Below are 20,153 nucleotides of genomic sequence, written 5' to 3' on the forward strand. Positions count from 1 at the left end.
TTTTGATCTTTTTGATCTTTTTGATCTTTTTGATCTTTTTGATCTTTTTGATCTTTTTGATCTTTTTGATCTTTTTGGCTAAATCTGTATTTGCATTTCAGACATTGATAATCCTGAAACACATTGCGGTCAACGGAAATCCCGGCTTTTTTCCCCAGAAAATTACCCACCACTCCTCCGGTAATGCCCACACTGATCGCACCTACGAAAGTACCCACTGTTCCACCCACAATCACGCCTAAAGGTCCGGCTACAGTACCAATTGCAGCACCAATGGAAGCACCCGAAGCAGCGCCACCTACTGTTCCCGCAGTTGCGCCGGCTGAACTCATGAGAATGCCGCCAATTTTCTTTAAATTCTGTTCATGATTGCGTTGTTCAATGTTTGTTGAGCCACATTTAGGACATTGCATAGGTTTGTTCCATCAACAATTGATATTTGCTTTGCTTAAGCTCATAGATGATCTGAGATTGTCTTCTTCCAAACAGTTATTCGGGTCATACGATGTTTAGTATGGTTTTTTGACATCTATTATGGGAAAAGCTTCTACCTGACTGATTCTAGTTGAATTAAAGCTAAAACATTGTATTTCAGCTGTAAATAATTTCGGTCTAATCCTTTTTGGACACACACGCTATGTTTATTTGAAGCTATAAAAACTACCAGATGGTCGGATCAGCTGCTCTTTATTACTTTCTATTCTATAGACAAGATTAGCTGAGTTATTGCCAAAGACGGGTGGCTTTGAAGCCTGTTAAGGGGAAGGAAATTCGAGAGAAGAAAGCAGAGATCTTCGGTTTAAGGGATTGCCTCTAAAAGGTGCAGTTATTGAGAGCTTTCCTTATAAATAATCCAAAGTGTGATCTATTAATCGTATATTAAATAATAGATGAAATATGTCACAATTGTTTAGAATCTCTAATAAAATCAAAATTTATGGTATTTAAAGTAATTTTAAAATATTAATTTCGGAATTTATAAGAGGATTTTTTTATTATTTTTAAGATTAAAAAAATATTATTTAAATAAAGTTTTTTAAATAAATTCGATATGTGAAAATTGTTTTTATAATGTTTTCTTACAAATCACAAACTGGATACAAAGCTATATTTATTAAATAAAAACAAAAAGATAAATCGTAATAATAAGTAAAAAAAAGATAGAGATAGATAAAGGGTATATTTTAAATTTTTATGTGATTTAATATTTTGTCAGATAAATTAGATATTACTAAATTAAAAAATGAATAAGCATCTTGGGTCAGAGGATATTAATATGGTGCGAATACTATTGATCAATATGGGTTTAATTTGTTTATGTTTTATAAACAATGCATATGCAACCTCTGATGAGTGGAGTCAGCGTTGGAAACCCTCAAGTAACCGTTCCGCTGAAAACCTGGTCCAAGCAAACCTGATTGAGCTTAAGGAGTCAGATTATTATTCCGGATTAGGCAAAACCACGATCTACAGCACCTCTACAAGTTCTATCGGTACGGTCAATACCCCAACCAACAACATTAATGTCGATGGTTCCGGCAACACCGTAGACATCAAAAGTGAACTGTTGAATGAAGCCCCGGTCAGTTCAAATACCAGTCAAAATCAGCCCAGTCAAAATCAGCCCAGTCAAAATCAGCCGAAATGTCCTAATTTAAGTAATCAGAAGGGGGAGTCATCATGCTAAGTTCTCCCTTAAGCAGGAAAATGATATGCGGGGTGAGTGTTACAGTTCTTTTCAGCTCTTTGCTTACAGGCTGTACGGGCTTGGCGCCTTCCAATAAAAAGCCTGTCAAACTGGTACAAGGTCCACCGATCACCGATATTTTCACCCCTTTTGATATGGCCTTGTCCTGCCTGAAAGGGCAATTACGTAGTGATGTCAGTTTTTCTGTGGGCGCAATTCTCGACCAGACCGGTAAAGATGTAGTTACCAATGGCGGTAGCGGAAAAATGGTGACCCAAGGTGCGGGAGACATGGTGCAGTCCGCTCTGTTTCAGGCGGGCGTCAGTTTGATGAACCGGCGAGATCCCCGGATTATTGAAAGTGAGGCCAAATGGGGGATTCGTGACCCCAAGCAGATTCAGGCATCTGATTATTATGTTACCGGCAGTATTAACAGTCTGGATTTTATTCCAGGAGGTGGTTTTGACATGCAGATCGCAGGCGTTGGCCCGAACTATAGTCAAACCCGGATTATGGTTGGTCTGGATTTATCTCTTACCGATACACGCAGCAGTAGGGTCGTGGGCAATGTCTCGCTACAGAAACAGATTGCTGCACAGGATTATGGAATCGGTGCAGGTAGATTTGCCGGACGTACGCTATTAAATATTCAGATCGGAAAGGGAGAGCGGGAGGCTACCAATTTTGCCTTGCGCCAAATGCTGAATCTGGCAACTTTTGAGCTGCTTAGCCAGGTGGTACCGCCAGCAGTATTTGAAAGTTGTCGTGCGCAGATACCGCCTGAGTTCGGTCAATTGAACTTAACCCGCAGTTCTGTCGCTTTGCATAAATACAAGAAAAACCAGCAACAAAAAAATCCGGATTTGAATAGTACGGCTCAAACATCAGTTCCGTCTCAAACGGAATCCTCGAATCAAAAAAATAAATCCACCAATACACCGAGTAAAGATACCAAGGCACCCAAAAACAAAGAGTCTGAAGTGATTCAAAATCCTGAAGCAGAGCCGGAAATGAGCAAAGAGGAACTGATCAAGTATATCGGCAAGATCAAGCGGTCATCTTCAACAGGTAAAGTGAATGACAAAAAAGATAGTCAAGAAAAAGCTGACAAAGAAAAAGACGAGGAGAAGTCATCCAGCTTATGGGATGTCAATCCAGAAGTTGTAAAAAATTACTGGTCCAGCTCTCAACGGGATTAACTGGCCAGTAACGACGGGCTCGCTCCCTTAATTAAAAAAAGTACCGGGCGAGAGGTACTTTAAAACAAAAGTAGGAAGAATAACGATGAATAACACGATCAAAACACTAGCTTTATCCGTCACGTTACTATCTGGCGCAAGTATGGCCTATGCAGCTGACGGTGATACAAATGTAGAGGTAAATAGTGGTTTACAGGCTACTTTGGACTCTATTTCCCAACAAGTAGAAAATGGCTCTGCGCTGAACCTGGCAGTGAATACTGCGGATGTTGATGCCAGTGTCACTTTAGATGCAACAGCGACTGCTACAAGAGAGGTTGCAGACGCGGTTGGTTCAATTGAAGGTAGTATTGAAACTACTGCGATGGGTGCTGCCAATACTGGTAGTATCAGTATCGAGCAGGGTAACTTCAACAAGGTCGTATCAAACGTATCAGATGAAACGTCTAACTATGACTTCAGCGAAGCAACCAGTGCAATGAATAATTCTGAAACTCTAGAGGAGCTAACAGAAGTTGCTGATACTTCAGACGTCTCAGAAACTGTAAGTTCTTCACTAAGCACTAACTATAGTGAAGAAATTAACCAGACTTTAAGCAATTATAGTGTAGCGAACATTGCCTATAATGCAGGCGCTGTTAACGCCTCTGTAGATGTGCTTACAGGCGGAACAGAATCCTCTATCAACAATAGCATCAAAACGACTGCTATGGGTGCTGTGAACACCGGCAGTATCACTGTGACCGTGAAATAATTCCAATCTCACCTAGAACAGGGGGTCTAACTATTGGCAGATAGTTAGGCCTCTTTATTCTTATTCTATAATAACACTAAAATAAATTGTTGTTTATTCGTCGGATGGGAAAATTAATCTGTTCCAGGACAGCTTAATCACTAGGCTAAGTTAAGCAGAATCCGGTTCATGGATCAGAAAACTGGAGCTGGCTTGTTCAAGCTGGATATAGTGAAAATGATGACCCAAATTTATAAAGTAGCAAACACGTGCAAAGACCGTATATAAAAAAAGAGCGCCTCAGCGCCCTTTCAGAAATTTACTGGCAAAACTTAGTCACGAACAAATTCAACTGTACCATTGGCTAAAGATTTCACGCGTGCGAGTGATTCGACACGGTAGCCTTTTTCAAGCAGCAGCTCACGACCTGGCTGGAATGATTTTTCAATCACGATACCAATACCGACCACTTCTGCATTTGCCTGATGAATCAGATCAGCCAATCCAAGTGCTGCCTGGCCATTAGCCAAGAAGTCATCGATTACTAAAACTTTATCAGTAGAGCTGATGTGTTTATTTGAAATCGCAATGGTACTTTCAGTCTGTTTGGTAAATGAAAAGACTTTCGAGCGGTATAAATCATCTTTCAGGGTAAGAGACTGGTATTTACGTGCAAAGATTACAGGTACACCAAGTTCTAAACCTGCCATTACTGCAGGTGCAATACCTGATGCTTCAATCGTAATAATTTTGGTGATACCAGCATCCTTAAACAGACGGGCAAATTCCTGACCAATCTGCTGCATCATGACTGGGTCGATCTGATGGTTTAAGAAAGAATCTACTTTCAAAACTTCTTCAGAAAGAACGATGCCTTCGGCCAAGATTTTCTGTTCTAGTGCATGCACGGGAGAATCCTCAAGAGCAGGTGCTTTTTAAAGCAAAAGCGTATTGTAAAAAGCACCCGGAAAAAATCAAGCGAAATTCACCAAAAAATCTTAGTTGCTTGCACCTTTATAATCAGTTAACAGCAAACCATAAGAGGTTTTCTTGTCTACATGCGAAACTTTGACTGGAAGATAATCAAGTTTTGGTGCCAGCCAGAAAATGGTTTCACGACCTGGTTTGCTATGTTTCATCACCACTTTAATGGTATTGAAAGAACCATATTTGGTATTCACCGTCTCTGAACCCTGTTTTACGAACTTACGGCCTTCAACTTCTTTGGCATCGGCAATATAGTAATTGGCTTTCAGGCCTGAGTTTTTCAGATCTTCACGAATCTGCAGTTCTGCATTCAGTTCATCCAGAACATCTGGTCTCCAGGCAAAAGAGCGCTTTTCGTCATCTTTTCTGGTACTGATAGTTTTGCTGGAAGGATTAAAATTAATACTCATGGTGTTGTTATGCACCAGAATCTTACTGCTGCGACTGAAACTGCTAGAACCGATCTTGCCATTATTGAAGGTAAAACGGCTGGTTTCGGTTGCCGAGGCTACACCACCTGCTTTTGCTGCAAAAACATAAGTCCAGTTATTGCCAGATTTACTTAAAGTCCGTGTTGCAGAACCCATATTCTTGCCGTTATAGCTGAATTGATAACTGGCCTGGAAAGGAGTCATGGCAAAAGCCTGGCTAGAAATACCAGTGAACAGTATTGCACTGCCCAGACCCGTGGTCATCACTAAAGTTTTGAATACAGTCTTCGCCATCAGTTATTTTCCTATATTGGTTCAACGGGCAAAACATATTACTTCTTGCATCCTTATTATTTCGCTAAAAGATGGAAATTGGATGGATGTATCTGCCAAAAATGTATATTTCATGTAGTTTTATGGAACTTTTGTTCAAAAACTAGAGATGGCACGATTTAAGAGGAATCTTTCTGTTTGATGGGTGTGATCCGGTTGTCGTCCATTTCATTTTCATCCCATTGCTCTTGCTGGTCTTGAGAGAGTTTTCTAAACAGGGCTGCAAGATTGACATTGCCAATCACCACCAGTTCAGCTTCGCGAAGCACAGCGTGATTGACGTGGACTTTGCCCAAGGTATCAATGACAGAGCGGCTTTTGCCTAACCAGCGATTCAAATCTAGATAAAGCAGGTCATCGATAACTTTGATCACGCCCAGTTTTTCTAGGATCATGCCTAAGGGGTCTTTATTTAGGACACGTTGATAAAAGAACAGGCCAAAACGCACGCCCAGTTTATACAGTACATTTGGATATTTAGCTTCGATCAGCTGGGTATCACTAATCTGCTCGAACACGATTAACTGCGTGGTTTTATTCAGCTCCATCTGTACCAGTTTCAAATCAACCGATAAAGTAACAATCAGGCCTTTATAATCCAGTGTTGCATACAAACGTAGCCAGTCATCATGCAAATCCGCATGTAAGTCTTTCAAGGCATCGACATTATCTGTCACAAAACGCTGAAAAGTTGCATTCAGGAAGACTTGAGATAAGGGAAATTCACGCTCATCTTCAATAAATCCTTCCGCCCTCTGGTACACTTGGCGGATTCGGTTGGAAATATTCGCAATTAGCGTTTGCATATTGAAGCGTCCTGGCAACTTTATTTTTAACACGGAATGTATCTTGTCGAATTGTATGAAAAATACAAGTATTCATGCTTGAAGTTTAGCAAAATAAATAGCACCATTTTTATAGTTTTAGTTATGTAACGTTGAAGATTTGATGGATTTGGCATTTTAAAAAGATAAATGTCCAATCTGTTTCTTTTTGGTCTTTAAAATACTTTTTTTGGGGAACTGAACTCAGCACTGAGTTTGGGTAAATGTGAAAAAACGATGATACTCATGCCTCTGGTCAGAACTTGGTGGAAAGATCGAGTGTTTAGCAGTGCGGTACTCGCCGCAGCCATGCTGCATTTGATCGTGCTGACACTGGAATTTGGTATGCCGCAAGATCTGGATACCAGCACCAAGGAAATCGCGGTCAGCTTGCGCCAGACTGATCAAAAAATTGAACATGCCGATTTTCTGGCCCAGGCAGATCAGCAGGGTTCCGGTCAGTTTAGAGAGGCGCATCGCATGTCGAGTGATATGCCATCGCCATTAATGGAACAGCAGGCCGGGGAAGAGCTGCAAAAAAGTCTGGATATGCTGCAACAGCAACAACAGCTCAGTTTTGAAGAAAAAGTCCTGATGACTACTTTGAGCTGGCAAAAGCAGGCGGAGGAAAATCAGCGTAAAAAAATGCAGGAGCAATTACAAAGCCAGTTTCAGGCCAAAGCGGCCATGGTCGCCAGTCTGGAAGCGCAATATTTACAGCGTCAACAAAATTTCAGTCGTCAGCAAAAAATTAAAACTGTAGATGGGATTCAGGCCAAGCAGGATGTTTCGGCCGCTTATCTGGAAAAGTTCCGCGAGAAAGTGGAGTTCTATGGGAACCGTTATTATCCGGAAGCCGCCAAACAACAGAATCTGGCAGGGGAAGTGCGGCTGATGGTGATCTTGAACCAGAATGGCGGAATTCGTGCCATTCGGCTGATTGACAGTTCAGGACATGCCATGCTGGATGAAGCAGCCAAAGCTTCCGTGCGTAAGGCAGCACCATTTGGTACTTTCGACAGTAAAATGAAAGAAATTTCCGAACTGCGGGTGATTCGTACCTGGCGATTTGATCCGGCTGAAGCAGAGTTTGAAGTGCGTTAAAGTTGATATTTACCAAGACCTCTCCCTAACCCACTCCTAATAAGGAGAGGGAGCTATATCTATAATGTTCAACAATCATAGGATTCTGATGAATATTCTCCCTCCATGTGGGAGGGAGTTAGAGGGAGGGCAACTTTAAATAAAAAAAAGCGAGCCTTGGCCCGCTTTTTTTATGAAGAAATTTTAGTTTTGTTCCAGATAAGGATTTTCAAAACCCAGCTTGGCCAAAATCTCGATTTCAATGCCTTCCATTTCTTCGGCATCTTCATCCGAGGTTTCATGGTCATATCCCATTAAATGCAAGGTGCCATGAACCAGCATATGGGTGAAATGCGTCAAGGGTACTTTTTGCTGTTCCAGCGCTTCCGCCAGTACTACAGGAATACAGATCACCAGATCGCCGATTGGAAATGCATCCAGAAACTGCGCCATTTCATCTGGAAGTTCACTCGGGAAAGACAGGACATTGGTCGGTTTGTCCTTGCCTCGATATTCCAGATTTAGTTTATGACTTTCGTCATTATCAACACAGGCAATTCCGATTTCGCAATTACTCTGAGTGCCGATATGACGTAAAGTGGTTTCTACAACTTTTTTAATATAGGCCCGCTTCAGTACCAGTTCAGGCGACTGAAAGTCCTGTTGCAAGGAAAGACTAAGTTTCAACACAAATCCTTAATTTTAAAGCTTAATGCTGTGCGTCTGCCGCAGCATCATTTTCAGCGATCAAGGCATCCTGACGTGCTTTTCGTTCGGCACGTGCTTCAGCACTTAAGCGCTGCTGTTCACTGTCCCAGCCTTCGTAGGCTTCGACAATTTTCTGTACCAGCTGATGACGTACCACATCACGCGAATGGAAGCGGGTGATATGAATTTCAGGAATTTTATCAATCACACGCAAGGCATGTGAAAGTCCCGATTGCTGACCACGTGGTAAATCCACCTGAGTTACGTCACCGGTAATCACGGCACGTGAGCCAAAACCTAAACGGGTCAAGAACATCTTCATCTGTTCTGGGGTGGTGTTCTGCGCTTCATCCAGAATCACGAAAGAATGATTCAGGGTACGGCCACGCATATAAGCAAGCGGAGCGACTTCAATCACCTGACGTTCGATCAGCTTGGCCACTTTTTCAAAGCCGAGCATTTCATACAGCGCGTCATACAATGGACGTAAATAAGGATCGATTTTCTGGGTTAAATCTCCCGGCAAGAAACCAAGTTTTTCACCAGCTTCAACTGCAGGACGAACCAGCAAGATACGCTGGATTTCATTGCGCTCCAGCATGTCCACGGCAGCCGCAACGGCGAGATAGGTTTTACCTGTACCGGCAGGACCAATACCAAAAGAAATATCACTTTGCAGAATGCGTTGTACATAACGTTTCTGGTTGGCACCACGCGGATTGATCCGGCCTTTACGGGTTTGCAGCCAGACATTGTCCAGTCCCGTATGTTCCTGGTCATCCAGATCTTGCTGAAGCTCGCGATCAGTCTGACTGCCCTGAATCATCAAATGTAAAGTATCTGCACTAATTGGCTGAATATGTTCAGATTCCTCATGAAGACGCTGCAAGAGCATTTCGGCTCTCTCAACGGCATCGATTTCACCATCAACAATAAAACTCTCTCCACGATGAGAGATTTTAACGTCTAAACGTTGTTCAATTTGCTTCAAGTGACCGTTATAGGCGCCTAACATGGCTTGTATACGGTCCATTGAAATACCCGGAAAAGCTACTGTACGTCGGATCGCTGCAGTCAAGAGTGTTCCTTATGAAGTGTGCGTTATATGCTCTACATTACGCCACGTCAGGCTCAAGATTCAAGAGCTCACCATAAACTAAATTCAAAGTTTTAATTTCGGTAATTTCGATCTCGGCAAAGCGGCCGACCCACGTAGCATCACCAATAAAGTTAACATAACGGGTATTGTCTGCCGTACCGACCAGAATATTCGGATCTTTATCAGAAACTTTTTCGATGAGGACCCGCTGAATGGTCCCGAGCATGGCATCCGTCTTGTCAATGCTTGAACGCTTAATCCATTGCTGAACCTTGGCCAGACGTTCTTTTTTGATATTTTCAGATATTGTATCTTCCAGTTCTGCTGCCGGTGTGCCTGGACGTTTTGAATAGATAAAACTATAAGAATGGTCGAAATCCAGATCCTGAATAAACTGATAAGTCTCTTCAAAGTTTTCATCAGTTTCACCCGGAAAACCAATGATAAAGTCTGAAGATAAATGCATATCTGGGCGAACTGCACGTAACTTTTTAATCTTCTCGATATAGACATCAATCGTATGGTTGCGCTTCATCGCCAGAAGGACATCATTGGAACCGCTTTGTACCGGCAGATGCAGATGTGAAACCATTTGTGGCAGGTCACGATAGCACTGGATCAGGTCGTCATTAAATTCGAGGGGATGTGAGGTGGTATAACGGATCCGGCCAATACCCGGAATGTCTGCAACCAAACGCAGCAAATCGGCAAAAGTACAGATATTGCCTTCGAAGGTTTCACCCCGGTAGCCATTTACGTTCTGACCCAAAAGCGAAATTTCACGCACGCCTTTTTCTGCCAGACCTGCAATTTCAGCCAGGACATCATCCAGTGGACGAGAAACTTCTTCACCACGCGTATACGGCACCACGCAGAAAGAACAGTATTTGGAACAGCCTTCCATGATCGAGACAAAAGCTTTATAGCCTTCAACACGCGGTTCTGGCAGAAAGTCGAATTTCTCGATATCGGGGAAGGAAATATCCACCAGTTTGATTTTTTCTTTTTTAGGCTTTTCAATCTGCTCAAAATGCTGGTCCAGCATTTGTGGTAAACGGTGCAGCGTTTGTGGACCAAAAATCATATCGACATAATTGGCACGTTTCTGGATATTGTCGCCTTCCTGAGATGCCACACAACCACCGACACCAATAATCAGGTCAGGATTTTTATCCTTTAGTTTGCGCCAGCGGCCCAGCTCGGAGAAGACTTTTTCCTGTGCCTTTTCACGGATCGAGCAGGTATTCATCAGCAGAATATCTGCTTCTTTAGGATCAGTGGTCAGCACATAGCCATGAGAATCGCCTAACAGGTCTGCCATACGGTGACTGTCGTACTCATTCATCTGACACCCTTGCGTTTCAATGTACAGTTTCTTGACTGAAGCATCGTTGGCTGGGGTGTGCGCTGGCTGGGTAACAGTGTTTTCTGAGGCAGCTGGGGCACCATTCGGAATGAAGGTTTGAACCGTCATGTAGGCTCCTACAAGGTAATACGTTGAAAGAGTGAACGAACAGCCTGAGTGAAGCATCAAACAGGTGAATAAAAATTCAATTCACGGACTAAAATCTTGGAAAGGCGCATATTTTAGCAGGAAAGTCGCTTAAACTTATAGACTAAATTAACTGGGGAAAAATATTGATTTATGGACAAAAATTGTCTGTACATTAATATTGCTGAATCATAAGGTTACATAACTGAACAATAGAGTTGGTTATAATATTCCAACTACCTCTTATGATATGCAACACAGGCTAGGCACAAAATCATCGATGATAGATAGAAGGCAAAGGGATGTTGAAACACACTAAAACTATGAATAAATACTATAAATTAATTACTTTAAGTGTGGCGTGTATCTGTTCAGCAAGTACACAGGCAGCAGAAGAACAATTTAATGATGCTTTGCGTGCAGCCAATGCAGGCAATACTGAACTGTTACAGCAATACCGTCTATCCATGCAGAATGACGTCTTGGGCTATTATCCGGAATACTGGATTTTAAACCAGAATCTTGCCATGCAGCCTGTTAGCCAGATCATCAGTTTTGTACAACGTTATCCTCAATCTGCCATGGCCGAAAAGCTGGCAGCGGATTATGTCGAAGAAAAAGTAAAAATGGCAGACTTTGGCAATGCTCAGCCGGTATTGCCTTATGTGACCAATGCGGACCCTGCCGAAGCCTGTGCAGTGGCACAAGTACGTGCCAAAAGTGGCGATCAGCTGGTTTATGCCGAGTTTAAAGATGTCTGGCTAACCACCAACAGTCAGCCAGAGTCTTGTACCGGTTTGGGCCGGATGATGCTTTCCAGTCCACTGATGACCACAGAGGACCGCCAGCAGCGACTATGGGTTCAACTGCGTGCCGGACAGTCAGGGCAGGCGATTGCAACTGCACAAGGCATTGGTTTGAATCTGTCACTGGCTCAACTGAATTCGATTCAGGCCAATCCCACCAATTATTTATGGTCTGCGCCTAAAAGTACTGCAGCAGAGCATGCCTATCTGATTTATGCGCTGGGACGTCTGGCAGACAGTGATTTGGACTCGGCCTTGTCGATTGTAAAGCGGACTGCGGAAGGTACCCCCATACAGGTACAACGTGCCTTATACCGAACTGTAGGTTACATCGGTGGCACCACAGTCATGAAAAACAACTTCAATCGTGAAGTGTTGAATGCCTTTGATGCCAGCTATGGTCTGCCATTTAGTCCGGAGGAGGCCGAAATTTATGCACGTCAGGCAATTCGTTTTGGTGCCTGGGAAAGCCTGATTCGTGCCATAGACAGTATGAGCGTCAACCAGAAGCAGGAGGACCGCTGGCAATACTGGTTGGCACGAGCCAGCGAACAGCGCTCGGATCGTGCATCAAAACAGGCAGCAGAAAGTATTTATCGCAAATTGGCAACGGGGGATGACTATCATAACCTTCTGGCACGCGACAGGCTGGGGCAGGTGACTGCAAGTACACCAAATCCGGTACAGCCTTCCAATCAGGCTATGCAGCGCTTGAATCAGGATATTCATTTCCGCCGTGCTTTCACCTTACGTAATATCAGTGCACCGGATAACTACATTAACCGTGAATGGAACTGGGCAGTGCGCCAGGCTTATCTGAAAAAAGACGATGATCTATTGCTGGCCGCCGCAAAACGTGCCATGGATATGGGCTGGTATGATCGGGCCATTTATGCTGCCGACCGCACCCTGAGCAAACATAACTACAATTATCGTTATCCAATGCCGCATCAGAACTACGTGGTCAGTCATAGCCGCAATGCCGGTATAGATCCGGCTTGGGCCTATGGCTTGATGCGTCAGGAAAGCCGTTTTAATACGACGGCACGTTCGCATGTGGGCGCGGGTGGTCTGATGCAGATTATGCCAGATACAGCCAAGCTCGTAGCGCGTCAAATGGGTGAAGCCTATAATCCGGCAGCACTCACCGATATGAATACCAATGTTCGTTACGGTACTTTCTATTTATCTACGATCCAGCGTCAGCTCAGTGATAATCCGGTTCTGGCAACCGCAGGCTATAATGCCGGTCCAAACCGTGCTCGCCGCTGGCAGCCTGAGTTTCAGGGAATGCCCGCAGATCAATATACGGAAAGTATTCCTTTACTCGAAACCCGAGATTATGTGAAACATGTTATGACCAATGCCACGCATTACGGTATTTTGTCAGGACAAGGAGCGCAGTCGGTGAGCAAGCGCATGCAGCTGATTCCATTGCGCAACACACAATAAGATTAAAATTATTGGGGGATAGTGATTTATTCATGAAAATAATGAAGGATCGTCAAGTCTGGACGGGATCGGCTGCGCTTGTGGTTTTGGCTGGCAGCTCGGCAGCATTTGCTGCACCGACAGAATATGTCATGGATGTACAAATGGTTCCGGCTTTCTGTAGTCTGTATCCGGAATATGCCAAGAAACGAAAATGTCTGGAAGGTTATTCGCTGAGTATCTCCGGCTTGTATCCTCAGACGACCTCGCAAAACTGCACAACCCACAGTTCTGCGAAACTTTCACCACTTCAAGCTAAGGTGGTGGCCAGAATTATGCCGGATGACAATACCCGTGCCATTTTATGGCGCAATGTCGGTGGCTGTGTGCCGATGAATGCCAGTCAGTATTTCCGGACAATCATTAATTATGCAGACCGGCTAAAAGTGCCAGAGGAACTGACTGAACAGGAAAATATTACGATTTCTGTGGATACGTTGCGTGCTAAATTCCTGAAAATTAACCCGCAATTACCAAGCAATGCTTTGAGATTTAACTGCCAGCAGGTACAGTCAGCCAGCGTACTCACTTCGCTCAAGGTCTGTTACCGTTCCAACAGCAATTACAAGTCCTGTCCAGCGAACATTATTAATACATGTCCAAAAATTGTCACAATAAAAGGAACATACTGAGCTTTTTTGCCGATTTGATTTATATTTCCTATCAGACTTTAGATGAAATCCTCCCTCTTTTATATGCATCTGCTAAAGGATTGGAGTACAATCTTTGCCGTTTATGATTATTAAGATTAGATAGAACAGCTATTTAATCTATTATGACGATCCTCTCAATTGGAGATAATTACATGAAGCAACCTGTTCGCGTTGCCGTTACTGGCGCTGCTGGTCAAATTGGTTACAGCCTATTATTCCGTATCGCTAGCGGTGAAATGCTTGGTAAAGACCAACCAGTTATTCTTCAATTATTAGAAATTCCTGTTGAGAAAGCTCAACAAGCGCTTAAAGGCGTAATGATGGAACTTGACGACTGTGCTTTCCCGCTATTGGCAGGCATGATCGGTACTGATGATCCTAAAGTTGCATTCAAAGATGCTGATTACGCGCTTCTAGTGGGTTCACGTCCACGTGGTCCAGGCATGGAACGTGCTGATCTTCTTAAAGTAAACGGTGAAATCTTCATCGGTCAAGGCCAGGCACTGAATGAAGTTGCTAGCCGTGACGTTAAGGTTCTTGTTGTAGGTAACCCTGCAAACACGAATGCTTACATCGCAATGAAATCTGCTCCAGATCTTCCAGCGAAAAACTTTACAGCAATGTTACGTCTTGACCACAACCGTGCGTTGACTCAACTTGCTCAGAAAGCTGGTGTTGCAGTTTCTGACATCCAAAACATGACTGTTTGGGGTAACCATTCTCCAACTATGTATGCTGACTACCGTTTTGCTAACGTAAACGGCGAAAGCTTGAAAGACAAAATCAACGATGCGGAATGGAACAAAGATGTATTCCTTCCAACCGTTGGTAAACGTGGTGCTGCGATCATCGAAGCACGTGGTCTGTCTTCTGCTGCTTCTGCTGCAAACGCTGCAATCGATCATATGCGCGATTGGGCTCTTGGCACAAACGGCGAATGGGTAACTATGGGTATTCCTTCTGACGGTTCTTATGGTATCCCTGAAGGCGTAATGTTCGGTTTCCCTGTAACTTGTGAAAATGGCGAGTACAAGATCGTTCAGGGTCTTGAAATCGACGAGTTCAGCCGTGAGCGTATCAACTTCACGCTAAATGAGCTTGAAGAAGAACGTGCAGCAATTGCTGACATGGTTAAATAATTTAGTTTTTAACTAAGTTAGAAAAAAGCACTCCATCCGGGGTGCTTTTTTTTGCTCTTACGTTAATGAACAAAAAATAACAAGCTGTGAAAGAGAGACAACTGAGTTTTCGCCATAGGTAATCTAATGTAGAAACAAGATTCAAAATTAAAGAGAAAACGGAGGTTAGTCCGATGTTAGAGCAACGCCCCACCTTCGAACTTTTTTTTGAGCAGCTAGGACTGGATTCAAGCCCGGAGGCTATGGATGAATTCATTCGTACGCATCAAATTGGCATGGATGTACCACTGCATAAAGCTCCTTTCTGGAGTAAATCACAGCATGACTTCTTGATCGGTCACTGGAAGAAAGATGATGACTGGGCCATTTTTGTGGATGTGTTGAATGAACAATTACACGTCGAAGCAGAAGGTTCAGGATCCTGTGATATTCCTGCTCATAAATCAACCTGATTCTAATTTGAACGCGATCATAATTTAACACCACAATGGAGTCAACTCATGCTTATGGAACAACAATTAACTTTGGAATTGCTATTTGAACAGTTGGGCCTGCCTTCTGATGATGCCTCAATTACCGAATTTACCCAAACTCACCAATTGCCTTCTGAGGTCGCATTACCAGATGCAGAGTTTTGGAGTGAAGGGCAAAGTGCCTTCCTGCGTGAACATTGGCATCAAGATGATGAGTGGATTGTTGTTATTGATAAACTAAATCAGTTATTACACGTGGAAAGTGACAAGCAGAGTGCTTGAGCATTGTTATACAAAAAGACACAACAAACCTAGTCAAATGACTAGGTTTTTTTTGCCCTATCTTATAAGTTAGATCTATAAATAATTACAATTTATCTGATATAAGGAGGGCGCGATGCTCACAAAGAACCCACCATCCTTAGAACTTCTGTTTTCTCAGCTTGGTCTTGCCAATAGTCCTGCTGCTATTGAATTGTATATACGCACTCATCAACTGCCGGCGAGTCTCTCTTTACACGATGCGCCGTTTTGGAACAAAGCCCAACGCTCCTTATTGATTAGCCATCTGATACAAGATGATGACTGGGCAATCTGGGTAGATGAGCTGAATCAGCAATTACACATGGACGCTTATAGACGTCAGCCTGCATGATGACTATTCTCTTGATTTCTTGTTTTTTACAATCAGATCATATTGTTTCCATAAAAAAACGCCTCATGAGAGGCGTTTTTTGCAATACTACTTAATGCATTTTGCTTTTTAATATTTTGCTAAACCATTCATGCTGACGATAATCGTTAAAAGCAGGATGCTGCTGTAATAATTCCAGTTCAAACTCGGCAGTGGTGGTGTACTTACCTAACCAGTGGCGGGTCAGGGCCGGCTCATTTTTACTGGCGCTGGCATAGGCCAGAAAGAAATAAATATCGCCATGTTCATAACGGGCCATCGGTTTTAGAATTTGCTGGGTAATCAGGGCAAAATGCGGCTCTTTGGTCAATTCAAAGAACATCATATAAGCCTTGGCCAGATGTAAAGATAGATTGATATACATGCTCAGCGGCATTTCTTCAAATTCGATCCGGCCCTGTTCCAGCAACACTACGGCTTCTTGCAGGAAATGTCGCTGTTCCTGACGCAATTCACTCAAAGTCACCAGTTGTAAACGAAGATCAGCACGTTCAAGCGTTAATTCTGGCGTATTGCCTTTTAAATACAATTGGTCAGTTTCACCCAGACGTTGAATAATCTGTTTGGTCGTTAATCCCATCAACGCAATCCTCATTTCTCAATAATGGCTATATGAGGCTCAAAATTAAAATTTAAAGCGTCAGGCCGTATTAGAGCAATGCCATATCACTTCTGAGCCAGGCGGTAATTGACAGACGTTGCTGTTTAGAGATCAAGACTTCATGTAATAGGTCGCTCTGGAACAACGCCATCCGGTTCGGCTGGGGCTGGATAACATGCCACTGGCTGTTTTTATCCTGCAGGCGCAGTTCACCTCCCCAGTCGGCCTGCCAATGTTCATGCAGATAATACACACTGGAAATCATCCGGCCATTTTTTCCTTGCGGATTGTCACGATGCAGGGCATAGAACTCACCCGCGTTATAGCAAGCGAAATGTGCTTCGACATCTTTGATGCCTAAATAAAACGCGCGGTTTAAAACTTGAGAAAATTGTTGAAGAGTCTGGATGTGCAGGTGGGAAATTTGAAATTCAGGTTGTAACCAAAGAATATGATCACTACGGATATTGTTAACGACGCCATTTTGAATGGCTGCATTACGAAATTCGTTTAAGTGGCTTAAGCATTCTTGACTCACTGCATGTTGATATGCGCTAGAGTAAGCATCGTCAACAATACTAAAGCCATGTTGATCTAAATCGTCTAAGATTTGATCAACATTCCAATCCCCTGGGATGATAACAGCTTCCATCTTTTCAATTCTCGACAATAGGGTAAAAAAGGTTCGTTATTTTAGGGTAAGAATCGTGCCTGAACGAAACTATTTTTCATGTTAAAATAGATGTTGATATTAGGAATTAATGAAACATGAATTACCGTCACTCTTACCACGCAGGCAACTTTGCCGATGTCATGAAGCACGTTTTATTGCTTCAGTTGTTGACTCGACTGAATGCAAAAGACAAACCTTATCGCTATGTAGATACACATGGTGGTGCAGGTAAATATGATTTATCGACTGCCGAAGCGCAAAAATCAGGTGAGTTTTTGAACGGTATTCATCGTCTGGTTAAACTCGATGATTCGATCAAGCGTAATGCGCCTGAAGGTGTACAACAATACTTGAAGATTGTTGAAAACATGCGTGAAAACTTTGGTAAGGGTGCTTATCCTGGTTCGCCGTGGTTTGCCTTGGAAGGCATGCGTGAGATAGATAAGGCAACGATTTTCGAAATGCAGCGTGATGTGTTTCAGCAGCTTCGTCATAATATTTTTGACAAGCGCGCAGGTTTACATGAACGTGATGCATACGAAGGCCTGTTAGCGGTCATTCCACCGAAAGAAAAACGTGGCTTGGTGATGATCGATCCGCCGTATGAGCTGGAGCGTAAAGATTTTCCACAGTTGGTGGAATTGCTGGTTGCTGCTTATAAGAAATGGCCGACAGGTGTATTCGCGGTTTGGTATCCAATTAAAGACCGTGCCATGATTGAACGTTTCGAGAAAAAAATGTTCAAGACCGGTATCCGTCGTCAATTGATTTGTGAAGTCTGTGTATGGCCGGATGATACGCCTGTAGGCTTGAATGGTTGTGGTTTACTGGTGATTAACCCACCTTGGAAATTTTCTGAAGATGCTGATGAAGCACTACAATGGTTATTCCCGCATCTGCGCATGAGTGAAAATGGCGGTCATGCTGCAGTTCGCTGGTTAGTAGGCGAATAATTTTTTAAAGATCAGGTCATAGCTAGGATCGACAAGAATGACAAATATAAGCAAACCGGAACGTGATTCTTCAACTGAAGCGCCTTTTGATGGCATTACCTTTGAGGTGGAAGAAGAGGAACATACTCAGGAAGGGCAAAAAATTAAGCGTCGAGGCATCTATCTATGGCCGAACCTGATTACAACCGCCGCGTTGTTGGCAGGTTTTTACTCGATTATTGCCAGTATGAATGGTAATTTTCAGCAAGCTATTTATGCAATCTTTATTGCAGCATTACTGGATGGTCTAGATGGACGCGTAGCACGTGCTATTGGTGCACAAAGTCCATTCGGTGAGCAGTTTGACTCGCTTTCAGATATGTTGGCTTTTGGTGTAGCGCCTGCCATCTTGATGTACAGCTGGGGCTTAAGCGATTTGGGCCGGATCGGTCTGGCAGCCTGTTTTGTTTATACTGCCTGTGCTGCGTTCCGTCTGGCACGTTTTAATGTGCAGATTGGTGTGGTTGATAAACGTTATTTTATTGGTGTCGCAAGTCCTCTGGCTGCCCTCATGATTGTGTCACTGGTCTGGGTTGGTCTGGATTTTCCAGAAATTTTTGATATTCGTGAACCCTCTCTTCAGGTTATCAATGCCGTGGTCATTATTGCGGTGGGGCTGTTGATGATTTCCAATATCAAATACTATTCATTTAAAACTGTAGAGCGTAAACGGGTACCATTTTTTGTGTTACCGATTGCGGTGTTTATCTTTGCAGCGATCACTTATAATATTCCTGTGGGGATTTTAGTGATTTCCATCATCTATGCCCTGTCTGGGTTTATCACCACCTTTATGGCAAAAAGACAGAGCGCCTTATAAAAATATAAAATAAGGAGTTTGAGATGCGGTTTCTTCAAGATTTTTTAGATCGTTCGAAACAGCTAAATCAGACTCCTGCTGTTTCACAGCACAATCTTGCCTATCATGGGCCAAACCAGAAATATAAAATTATTCATCAGGGTCTGATACTTCCGGATCTGCCGGCACCGCTCCATTATCTGAATTTTCTGAGTATTATCGGACAACCTAATGCACCAATGCTGGCGAATCCGAGTGCTATTCAAACCAATGCACTAGACACAGTGACGGTAATCTGTAGTACCAGTCCGCATATGGCGGGGCACTTGAACCGTTATTCAGTCAAAAAGGATTGCAAATTTCAATATAGTCTTTTTCAGTTTTTAGACCGTGAAAAACTGACTGGTGATTTTCCGCATTTTCGCTTACAGCGTTTTGACTCGGAATTGAGCTTTGATCTCAGTATTCATACGACCAATCTGATTTCGCACTTTACCCAAATGCGCTTTGCTTTGGCTGATCATTGGTCTTTGCTTTGTTATTGTCAGGGCACTTTACATTATAAAGATCAGAAATATCTCATCGAAAGTTTGGGGAGCTTTGAGTTTGCGCGTAGTTTCAATTTTCCCTATCTACCTTTAGCTTTTTTAACTTATCAAATTATTAATCTCAAAGAGGGGCGGCAATTATTGCTGGTCCAAATTCGGGATAGTCTGAACAGTATTGTTCAATCCAGGATATATCTGCGTGACCTGAAAAAAATGACCAACCAAATGTTCGACCAGAAAGTCTACTTTAAGGTGCATCGGGTTTATCCAAGTGTCATGACACCAAATGGGCAGAAAATGTATCTGCCACGTGAATTTGAATGGTGTTACGAAGATGACAAGGGCATGAAAATTTGGCTACAAGGACAAAGTCGGGGAGACTTTAAGTTTGGTCTCGCTGCTGGTTATGTAGGAAGCTTTAATTACCAAGTCAGCATTAATGGAGAAACTGAGCATGGGGAAGGGGGCTACTGTGAATATATAGATTGCCGGTCTTTACGTTTTCAAGAACAGAATAAAACTGAAAAACTGCTAGGTAATTTGTCCAATTCTGTCCCCATAATGCTAAAAAAATGAAAAAAGCGTGGTTTTTGCGGAAATAATAAACAGTCGTTAGGTTTTTATTGAATTATTTAAAAAATGGGGTTGCAAGGGATGTGAAATGCTGTAGAATGCACATCCATCGGCGGTGATGAAGATTAAAACTTC

22 protein-coding genes are annotated in these 20,153 nt (G+C 42.9%); 13 read left to right on the top strand and 9 right to left on the bottom strand.

Annotated elements, in window-relative coordinates:
- A partial coding sequence (locus VXQ11_RS14925; RefSeq protein WP_416706371.1) for a hypothetical protein occupies nucleotides 1–413 on the bottom strand: 413 nt, incomplete at its 3' end.
- Nucleotides 414–1,279: 866 nt separating this feature from the next.
- Between VXQ11_RS14925 and VXQ11_RS14930 the strand changes: the two genes are divergently transcribed.
- From VXQ11_RS14930 to VXQ11_RS14940, 3 genes are all read left to right on the top strand, one after another.
- Complete coding sequence (locus VXQ11_RS14930) at nucleotides 1,280–1,687, top strand: hypothetical protein (RefSeq protein WP_416706376.1); 408 nt, start codon at nucleotides 1,280–1,282, stop codon at nucleotides 1,685–1,687.
- A gap of 20 nt (nucleotides 1,688–1,707) precedes the next feature.
- A complete protein-coding gene (locus tag VXQ11_RS14935; RefSeq protein WP_416706377.1) occupies nucleotides 1,708–2,886 on the top strand; it encodes a CsgG/HfaB family protein in 1,179 nt (392 codons plus the stop codon).
- An 85-nt stretch (nucleotides 2,887–2,971) separates the two neighbouring features.
- A complete protein-coding gene (locus VXQ11_RS14940) occupies nucleotides 2,972–3,640 on the top strand; it encodes a hypothetical protein (RefSeq protein WP_064102419.1) in 669 nt (222 codons plus the stop codon).
- Nucleotides 3,641–3,951: 311 nt separating this feature from the next.
- Here the strand turns inward: VXQ11_RS14940 and VXQ11_RS14945 are convergent, their stop codons facing one another.
- From VXQ11_RS14945 to VXQ11_RS14955, 3 genes are all read right to left on the bottom strand, one after another.
- Nucleotides 3,952–4,527, bottom strand: coding sequence for a xanthine phosphoribosyltransferase (locus VXQ11_RS14945; RefSeq protein ID WP_064094497.1), 576 nt, complete (start codon nucleotides 4,525–4,527; stop codon nucleotides 3,952–3,954).
- Between the two features lie 90 nt (nucleotides 4,528–4,617).
- Nucleotides 4,618–5,331, bottom strand: coding sequence for a DUF3108 domain-containing protein (locus VXQ11_RS14950; protein ID WP_064094496.1), 714 nt, complete (start codon nucleotides 5,329–5,331; stop codon nucleotides 4,618–4,620).
- A gap of 158 nt (nucleotides 5,332–5,489) precedes the next feature.
- Nucleotides 5,490–6,176 carry a hypothetical protein gene (locus VXQ11_RS14955; protein WP_416680878.1) on the bottom strand — a complete coding sequence of 229 codons (687 nt, stop codon included), beginning with the start codon at nucleotides 6,174–6,176 and terminating at the stop codon, nucleotides 5,490–5,492.
- Nucleotides 6,177–6,440: 264 nt separating this feature from the next.
- On the opposite strand from VXQ11_RS14955, the gene VXQ11_RS14960 reads away from it, so the two are divergent.
- A complete protein-coding gene (locus VXQ11_RS14960) occupies nucleotides 6,441–7,298 on the top strand; it encodes an energy transducer TonB (RefSeq protein WP_416706372.1) in 858 nt (285 codons plus the stop codon).
- Nucleotides 7,299–7,481: 183 nt separating this feature from the next.
- Here VXQ11_RS14960 and ybeY read toward each other — a convergent pair whose 3' ends face one another.
- The 3 genes from ybeY to miaB are packed head-to-tail and all read right to left on the bottom strand — an operon-like array spanning nucleotide 7,482 to nucleotide 10,558.
- On the bottom strand, nucleotides 7,482–7,964 hold the full coding sequence (gene ybeY / locus VXQ11_RS14965) for an rRNA maturation RNase YbeY (protein ID WP_005108631.1): 483 nt from the start codon (nucleotides 7,962–7,964) through the stop codon (nucleotides 7,482–7,484).
- Between the two features lie 22 nt (nucleotides 7,965–7,986).
- Nucleotides 7,987–9,063, bottom strand: coding sequence for a PhoH family protein (locus VXQ11_RS14970; protein WP_064094493.1), 1,077 nt, complete (start codon nucleotides 9,061–9,063; stop codon nucleotides 7,987–7,989).
- A 37-nt stretch (nucleotides 9,064–9,100) separates the two neighbouring features.
- Nucleotides 9,101–10,558 (bottom strand): tRNA (N6-isopentenyl adenosine(37)-C2)-methylthiotransferase MiaB, encoded by a 1,458-nt coding sequence (gene miaB / locus VXQ11_RS14975; protein WP_064102420.1) that lies wholly within the window; start codon nucleotides 10,556–10,558, stop codon nucleotides 9,101–9,103.
- A 341-nt stretch (nucleotides 10,559–10,899) separates the two neighbouring features.
- On the opposite strand from miaB, the gene VXQ11_RS14980 reads away from it, so the two are divergent.
- The 6 genes from VXQ11_RS14980 to VXQ11_RS15005 all read left to right on the top strand — a co-directional run bounded on the left by VXQ11_RS14980 (nucleotide 10,900) and on the right by VXQ11_RS15005 (nucleotide 15,793).
- Nucleotides 10,900–12,834, top strand: coding sequence for a transglycosylase SLT domain-containing protein (locus VXQ11_RS14980; protein WP_416706378.1), 1,935 nt, complete (start codon nucleotides 10,900–10,902; stop codon nucleotides 12,832–12,834).
- A 32-nt stretch (nucleotides 12,835–12,866) separates the two neighbouring features.
- A complete protein-coding gene (locus tag VXQ11_RS14985; RefSeq protein ID WP_416706373.1) occupies nucleotides 12,867–13,505 on the top strand; it encodes a ribonuclease I in 639 nt (212 codons plus the stop codon).
- A gap of 173 nt (nucleotides 13,506–13,678) precedes the next feature.
- Nucleotides 13,679–14,665 carry a malate dehydrogenase gene (locus VXQ11_RS14990; RefSeq protein ID WP_064094489.1) on the top strand — a complete coding sequence of 329 codons (987 nt, stop codon included), beginning with the start codon at nucleotides 13,679–13,681 and terminating at the stop codon, nucleotides 14,663–14,665.
- A 173-nt stretch (nucleotides 14,666–14,838) separates the two neighbouring features.
- On the top strand, nucleotides 14,839–15,117 hold the full coding sequence (locus tag VXQ11_RS14995; RefSeq protein ID WP_416680869.1) for a DUF2789 family protein: 279 nt from the start codon (nucleotides 14,839–14,841) through the stop codon (nucleotides 15,115–15,117).
- Between the two features lie 48 nt (nucleotides 15,118–15,165).
- The gene (locus tag VXQ11_RS15000; protein ID WP_064094487.1) at nucleotides 15,166–15,420 is read left to right on the top strand and encodes a DUF2789 family protein; all 255 of its coding nucleotides are present in this window, start codon (nucleotides 15,166–15,168) and stop codon (nucleotides 15,418–15,420) included.
- 115 nt (nucleotides 15,421–15,535) lie between these two features.
- A complete protein-coding gene (locus VXQ11_RS15005; protein ID WP_416680868.1) occupies nucleotides 15,536–15,793 on the top strand; it encodes a DUF2789 family protein in 258 nt (85 codons plus the stop codon).
- A gap of 91 nt (nucleotides 15,794–15,884) precedes the next feature.
- Here the strand turns inward: VXQ11_RS15005 and VXQ11_RS15010 are convergent, their stop codons facing one another.
- Together VXQ11_RS15010 and VXQ11_RS15015 are read right to left on the bottom strand one after the other, a co-directional pair.
- The gene (locus tag VXQ11_RS15010) at nucleotides 15,885–16,412 is read right to left on the bottom strand and encodes a hypothetical protein (RefSeq protein WP_416680866.1); all 528 of its coding nucleotides are present in this window, start codon (nucleotides 16,410–16,412) and stop codon (nucleotides 15,885–15,887) included.
- Between the two features lie 70 nt (nucleotides 16,413–16,482).
- On the bottom strand, nucleotides 16,483–17,085 hold the full coding sequence (locus tag VXQ11_RS15015) for a 2OG-Fe(II) oxygenase (RefSeq protein ID WP_416706374.1): 603 nt from the start codon (nucleotides 17,083–17,085) through the stop codon (nucleotides 16,483–16,485).
- Between the two features lie 116 nt (nucleotides 17,086–17,201).
- Here VXQ11_RS15015 and VXQ11_RS15020 point away from each other — a divergent pair, with 116 nt between their 5' ends.
- Genes VXQ11_RS15020 through VXQ11_RS15030 form a run of 3 tightly spaced genes read left to right on the top strand, consistent with a single transcriptional unit; the run spans nucleotide 17,202 to nucleotide 20,021 of the window.
- Nucleotides 17,202–18,059: a 23S rRNA (adenine(2030)-N(6))-methyltransferase RlmJ gene (locus VXQ11_RS15020; protein WP_416680863.1), complete on the top strand. Its 858-nt coding sequence runs from the start codon at nucleotides 17,202–17,204 to the stop codon at nucleotides 18,057–18,059.
- 37 nt (nucleotides 18,060–18,096) lie between these two features.
- Nucleotides 18,097–18,918 (top strand): CDP-diacylglycerol--serine O-phosphatidyltransferase, encoded by an 822-nt coding sequence (pssA, locus tag VXQ11_RS15025; protein ID WP_064094482.1) that lies wholly within the window; start codon nucleotides 18,097–18,099, stop codon nucleotides 18,916–18,918.
- A gap of 23 nt (nucleotides 18,919–18,941) precedes the next feature.
- Nucleotides 18,942–20,021, top strand: coding sequence for a DUF6670 family protein (locus VXQ11_RS15030; protein WP_416706375.1), 1,080 nt, complete (start codon nucleotides 18,942–18,944; stop codon nucleotides 20,019–20,021).
- Nucleotides 20,022–20,153: the final 132 nt, after the last annotated feature.

This window comes from Acinetobacter sp. 197, from assembly GCF_048148385.1.
In the GTDB taxonomy this organism is placed as follows: Bacteria; Pseudomonadota; Gammaproteobacteria; order Pseudomonadales; family Moraxellaceae; genus Acinetobacter; species Acinetobacter pecorum.

Excerpts from the sequence above, each read along its gene's own strand:
- VXQ11_RS14935 (WP_416706377.1), top strand. The coding sequence starts at position 1,708 with ATGATATGCGGGGTGAGTGTTACAGTTCTTTTCAGCTCTTTGCTTACA.
- VXQ11_RS14940 (WP_064102419.1), top strand. The coding sequence starts at position 2,972 with ATGAATAACACGATCAAAACACTAGCTTTATCCGTCACGTTACTATCT.
- VXQ11_RS14950 (WP_064094496.1), bottom strand. The coding sequence starts at position 5,331 with ATGGCGAAGACTGTATTCAAAACTTTAGTGATGACCACGGGTCTGGGC.
- VXQ11_RS14955 (WP_416680878.1), bottom strand. The coding sequence starts at position 6,176 with ATGCAAACGCTAATTGCGAATATTTCCAACCGAATCCGCCAAGTGTAC.
- VXQ11_RS14960 (WP_416706372.1), top strand. The coding sequence starts at position 6,441 with ATGCCTCTGGTCAGAACTTGGTGGAAAGATCGAGTGTTTAGCAGTGCG.
- miaB (WP_064102420.1), bottom strand. The coding sequence starts at position 10,558 with ATGACGGTTCAAACCTTCATTCCGAATGGTGCCCCAGCTGCCTCAGAA.
- VXQ11_RS14980 (WP_416706378.1), top strand. The coding sequence starts at position 10,900 with ATGAATAAATACTATAAATTAATTACTTTAAGTGTGGCGTGTATCTGT.
- VXQ11_RS14985 (WP_416706373.1), top strand. The coding sequence starts at position 12,867 with ATGAAAATAATGAAGGATCGTCAAGTCTGGACGGGATCGGCTGCGCTT.
- VXQ11_RS14990 (WP_064094489.1), top strand. The coding sequence starts at position 13,679 with ATGAAGCAACCTGTTCGCGTTGCCGTTACTGGCGCTGCTGGTCAAATT.
- VXQ11_RS14995 (WP_416680869.1), top strand. The coding sequence starts at position 14,839 with ATGTTAGAGCAACGCCCCACCTTCGAACTTTTTTTTGAGCAGCTAGGA.
- VXQ11_RS15000 (WP_064094487.1), top strand. The coding sequence starts at position 15,166 with ATGCTTATGGAACAACAATTAACTTTGGAATTGCTATTTGAACAGTTG.
- VXQ11_RS15005 (WP_416680868.1), top strand. The coding sequence starts at position 15,536 with ATGCTCACAAAGAACCCACCATCCTTAGAACTTCTGTTTTCTCAGCTT.
- VXQ11_RS15010 (WP_416680866.1), bottom strand. The coding sequence starts at position 16,412 with ATGGGATTAACGACCAAACAGATTATTCAACGTCTGGGTGAAACTGAC.
- VXQ11_RS15015 (WP_416706374.1), bottom strand. The coding sequence starts at position 17,085 with ATGGAAGCTGTTATCATCCCAGGGGATTGGAATGTTGATCAAATCTTA.
- VXQ11_RS15020 (WP_416680863.1), top strand. The coding sequence starts at position 17,202 with ATGAATTACCGTCACTCTTACCACGCAGGCAACTTTGCCGATGTCATG.
- pssA (WP_064094482.1), top strand. The coding sequence starts at position 18,097 with ATGACAAATATAAGCAAACCGGAACGTGATTCTTCAACTGAAGCGCCT.
- VXQ11_RS15030 (WP_416706375.1), top strand. The coding sequence starts at position 18,942 with ATGCGGTTTCTTCAAGATTTTTTAGATCGTTCGAAACAGCTAAATCAG.